Source organism: Mesorhizobium sp. M4A.F.Ca.ET.050.02.1.1 (assembly GCF_003997725.1).
In the GTDB taxonomy this organism is placed as follows: domain Bacteria; phylum Pseudomonadota; class Alphaproteobacteria; order Rhizobiales; family Rhizobiaceae; genus Mesorhizobium.
Genome location: NZ_RZSG01000468.1, coordinates 1 through 4,791, shown reverse-complemented (window position 1 = coordinate 4,791; position 4,791 = coordinate 1). Strand labels below are relative to the sequence as shown.

The window sequence follows — 4,791 nt, the reverse complement described above, 5'->3', positions numbered from 1 at the left end:
ACCTTCTTCGATCCGAGCTCTGCCGCTGTCGCCGACACTGCCATCGACACCGCGCTCGGCAGCGTTGAAACGGCGCTTGGCAAGCTGTCCACCGGTGCCGCATCGCTCGGTGCCGCCAAGTCGCGCATCGACACCCAGAAGAGCTTCCTGTCGAACCTCTCGGACTCGATCGACAAGGGCGTCGGCTCGCTGGTCGATGCCGACATGAACAAGGAATCGACCCGCCTGCAGGCCCTCCAGGTCCAGCAGCAGCTCGGCATCCAGGCGCTGTCGATCGCCAACGGGAATTCGCAGTCGATCCTGTCGCTCTTCCGCGGCTGATCGCCTCCTGAACTCCAGTCATCTGCATCGGGCCGCGCCATCAGCGCGGCCCGATTTTCATTTGTGAAACCCTTGTCATTTTCCCTCGCCAAAGCATGGCTTTAACGCGCCATTAACGATGTCGCGCTAGTTATGGTTAACCATTCACTTATGACGGGCAGACCAGTTGGTCGACAGGCATGACGCCCCCGCCAAACGGGTTGACCGGCATGCGTAAGGCATGCCTGCTTTGAGAAGGGGTGTACCTTGGCAAGTATCATGACGAACGCCGCGGCGCTGACCGCGCTGCAGAGCCTAAACGCCACCAACAAGGCGCTTGAAACGACGCAGGCCCGCATCTCGACTGGCTACCGCGTCGCCACCGCTTCCGACAACGCCGCCTACTGGTCGATCGCTACCAGCATGCGTTCCGACAACAAGGCGCTGTCGGCGGTGCAGGACGCACTCGGCCTCGGCGCCGGCAAGGTCGACACCGCCTACACCGCCATCACCGACATCAAGGACCAGGTCGACGCGATCAAGGCCAAGCTGGTCACCGCCCGCGGCGCCAGCCAGGACAACCAGCAGAAGATCGCGACCGAAATCAAGGCCATCCAGGAGCAGATCAAGTCGTCGGTCACCAATGCCAGCTATGCCGGCTCGAACCTGCTGCAGAACGACGGCCTCGTCGCCTCCGACCTGCAGATCGTCGCTTCCTACAACCGCACCGGCACCACCGTCGCCATCGACACCATCAACGTCGCGGCCGCCGACACGCAGGTTCTCGATATTGCCGGCACGGGCGGCATCGTAGGCGGCCTTCTCGCCACGACCTTCTTCGACCCGAGCGCCGCTGCGGTCACCGACACCGCAATCGATACGGCGCTCGGCAGCGTTGAAACGGCGCTTGCCAAGCTCTCGACGGGCGCGGCCTATCTCGGTGCCGCCAAGTCGCGCATCGACACCCAGAAGAGCTTCCTGTCGAACCTCTCGGACTCGATCGACAAGGGCGTTGGCGCCCTGGTCGACGCCGACATGAACAAGGAATCGACCCGCCTGCAGGCGCTGCAGGTGCAGCAGCAGCTCGGGATCCAGTCGCTGTCGATCGCCAACGGCAACTCGCAGTCGATCCTGGCCCTGTTCAAGAGCTGATATTCCGGCTGATCTTTCCATTGCATCGAAGGCCGCGCCGCAAGCGCGGCCTTTTGCCTTCCGCCTATCATCCTCGCACAAGCTTCGCGGTCTAGTGTTCCGACGGACAGTCATGCTGGGAGCCGTTGGAACGTGCCGGAACAGATCCAGAGCATCATCTCGAATCTCAGGGCATTTGGCGTCAAGCGCCTCGCCATGCTGGGCGGCATCGCGGTGCTCGTCATGACCGTCATCGGCGTGGCCTCGATCTATCTCAACCGTCCCGCCTACGAGACGCTCTATGTCGGGCTCGAGCGCTCCGACGTGAACCAGATCGGCCTGGTGCTGGGCGAGGCCGGCATCGGCTTCGATGTCGGCGCCGACGGCACCTCAGTGCTGGTGCCGGCCGGCACCACCGCGCAGGCTCGCATGATGCTCGCCGAGAAGGGCCTGCCGACCAGCGCCAATGCCGGCTACGAGCTGTTCGACAATGTCGGCTCGCTCGGCCTGACATCCTTCATGCAGCAGATCACAAGGGTGCGCGCCCTGGAGGGCGAGATCGCGCGCACCATCCAGTCGATCGCCGGCATCAAGGCGGCGCGCGTCCACATCGTCATGTCCGAGCGCGCCAATTTCCGCCGCGACGAGCAGCAGCCCTCGGCCTCGGTGGTCATCCGCTATGCCGGTATCGACGCCGAAAAGAGCGCCATGTCGATCCGTCACCTGGTCGCCGCCGCCGTTCCCGGCCTGGCGGCCGACAAGGTGACGGTGCTCGATTCCAATGGCAACCTGCTGGCCGCCGGCGACGACCCGTCCAACACGAGCGCGGCCCGCACGCTGGGCGTCGAGCAGACGGTCGAGGCGCAGATCGGCGACAACATCCGCCGCGCGCTGACCCCCTATCTCGGCCCCGACAATTTCCGCGCCAGCGTCAAGGCCGACGTCAACACCGACACCCGCCAGACCGAAGAGACGATCTTCGATCCGGAGTCCCGCGTCGAGCGCTCCGTGCAGTCGGTGCGCACCAACGAGAACAGCAATCAGAAGCAGGCCTCGACCCCGACCAGCGTCGAGCAGAACCTGCCCGAGACCCAGGCGGCCAGCACCGAGGGACCGCAATCCACCTCGCAGAACGACCGCAAGGAGGAGATCACCAACTACGAGATCAACTCCAAGAAGATAGCTACCGTCTCCAACGGCTATACGGTCACCAAGATGTCGATCGCCGTTGTCGTCAACCAGCAGCGCCTGGCGACCATTCTCGGCAAGGACGCCACGCCCGAGCAGATCGCCAAGCGCGTCGCCGACATCCAGAAAATGGTGGCCTCGGCCACCGGCTTCGACGACAAACGCGGCGACGTCATCGACGTCTCCGCGGTCGAGTTCATCGACGGGCTCGACGGCGAGCCGATCGAGCAGCCGGGCATCATGGCCTCGATCGGGACATATACCGGCACCATGATCAATGCCGGGGCCTTCATCGTCGTGGTGTTCCTGGTCGCCTTCTTCGGCTTGAGGCCGATGGCCGCGGCCCTGACGGCGTCCGCCAAGCCGGCCATCGCCGGCCCGACCTTCGACGAGGTCCAGCGCTCGCTGCCGACGCCCGAGCCCGCGGTGGCGGCGATCGGTTCCGACGGAACCGCCGCGCAGGTCGGCGCGCTGCCGGGCGGCCGCCCGGGCACCACCCCGCTTGACGACCTTCGCCAGAAGATCAGGCCCGCGCCGCAGGAGCGGCTCGCCCGCATGGTCGACCTTAACGAGGAGCGCACCGCGCAGATCCTGCGCAAATGGGCCGCCCAGGAAGTCGCCGGATAGACCATGCCCTCAGCAGCCCTCTTCGATCTTCTGCCCGATTTCGGAACCCGCAGTCCCCGCGCCGGTCAGCCGCAGGCCGCGGCCGAACCCGAACGCAAGCCGGACGAACCCGCGCCTCAGGCAGACATCGGCACCCTGATCGCCGAAGCGGTCGCCGATGCGGAAACGGCGCTCGAGGCGCGCCTCGCCGCTGCCCACCACGCCGCGCTCGACGCCGAGCGCCAGGCCAACGCCGACGAGGCAAAGGTCTTTCTCGAAGGCTTCGGCGGCGATGTCGGCCAGGCCGTCGCCACGCGCATCGATGCCATGGAGGCGCGTGTCACCGAACTCGTCGGCGCCACCCTTGCCCGCATCATCGGCGGCATGGTCAGCGATGACCTGCAGAAGCGCTCTCTGGACGCGCTTGCGCGCACGATCCGCGAGGCCGTCGCCGACTCCGAGGCGGTGCGCATCGCCGTGCGCGGTCCGCTGTCCCTGTTCGAAACGCTGGCGGCCTCGCTCGGCACGCGCGCCTCCCAGCTCGATTTCGTCGAGTCGCCCGGCTTCGACCTGGCCGTCGTCATCGACGAGGCGGTGTTCGAGACGCGCATCGCCGAGTGGTCGGCTTCGCTGTCCGAGGTTCTCTCATGAGCGCTGTCGATGCCGGTGAGGCCAGGCACGAGATCATCATCGTCAAGCGCAATCATGACGGTCACGACGACGGTCATCATGGCGGCGTCTGGAAGATCGCCTTCGCCGACTTCATGACCGCCATGATGTGCTTTTTCCTGGTCATGTGGCTGATCAATGCCGCCAACGAGCAGACCAAGGCGGCCGTCGCCAGCTACTTCAATCCGGTCGAGCTGATCGACCGCAATTCCAGCCGCAAGGGCCTGGAGGACCTCGGCGACGGTCCGAGCAAGGTCGGGCTGACGGCCGACAACCCGCAGGACGGCGCCAGCAAGGCCGGCGAGGACGGCAAGGGCGGGGCCGGATCCTCGGATCGCAGGCAGACGAAGGAAGCCTCGCAGAACTCCGACCTTTCCGACGAACATTTGTTTGCCGATCCGTACGCCGTGCTGTCGGAGATCGCCACCGATACCGGTGTGATGCAGAATGTCAGCGCCAAGGGCGAAGGCGGCGCGCAGAATGCCGGCCCCGCGACCGGCGCTTCCGGCGGCGACTCCTACCGCGATCCCTTCGCGCCGGACTTCTGGTCGCAGCAGGTTGCCGCGCCCGGCGCCGAGGCAAGCGCCGAGCGCGCCAAGATCGATGGCGATCCAGCAAAGCCTGGCGAAAAGGTCGCTGAGACTCAGGTGCCGAAGGTCAAGGCTGTGCCTCCGGCGCCGCCGGTGATCGACGCGCCGCTCGAACCCCTGGCGAAAACGGCTCCCGACAAAGCGAACGCCAAGCCGCAGACGGCAAAGGCCGAAGCGGCGAAGAGTGAGGCCGCGAAGGGCGAAGCCGCGACAAGCGAAGCCGCCAAGGGCGAGGAGAAGGCCGAGGCCGCGAAGCTGGAAGCCGCGAAGGCCGAGGCGGCATCAAAGCCCGATGCCGGCGAAAAGG

General features: G+C 66.0%; 5 protein-coding genes. All 5 read left to right on the top strand.

The features are described from left to right. Positions 1-321: flagellin (locus tag EOA33_RS24675; RefSeq protein ID WP_281033551.1), on the top strand; the 321-nt coding region annotated here is incomplete at its 5' end. A gap of 246 nt (positions 322-567) precedes the next feature. Continuing rightward, entirely contained in the window at positions 568-1,452 is an 885-nt protein-coding gene (locus EOA33_RS24670; protein ID WP_126058480.1) for a flagellin, read from the top strand. Positions 1,453-1,584: 132 nt separating this feature from the next. Beyond that, positions 1,585-3,246 carry a flagellar basal-body MS-ring/collar protein FliF gene (gene fliF / locus EOA33_RS24665; RefSeq protein WP_127406823.1) on the top strand — a complete coding sequence of 554 codons (1,662 nt, stop codon included), beginning with the start codon at positions 1,585-1,587 and terminating at the stop codon, positions 3,244-3,246. 3 nt (positions 3,247-3,249) lie between these two features. Continuing rightward, positions 3,250-3,876 carry a hypothetical protein gene (locus tag EOA33_RS24660; RefSeq protein WP_127406822.1) on the top strand — a complete coding sequence of 209 codons (627 nt, stop codon included), beginning with the start codon at positions 3,250-3,252 and terminating at the stop codon, positions 3,874-3,876. After that, a partial coding sequence (locus EOA33_RS24655) for a flagellar motor protein MotB (protein WP_127406821.1) occupies positions 3,873-4,791 on the top strand: 919 nt, incomplete at its 3' end. The genes EOA33_RS24660 and EOA33_RS24655, both read left to right, overlap by 4 nt.

Coding starts and splice junctions, on each gene's coding strand:
- EOA33_RS24660 (WP_127406822.1), top strand. CDS start 3,250: ATGCCCTCAGCAGCCCTCTTCGATCTTCTGCCCGATTTCGGAACCCGC.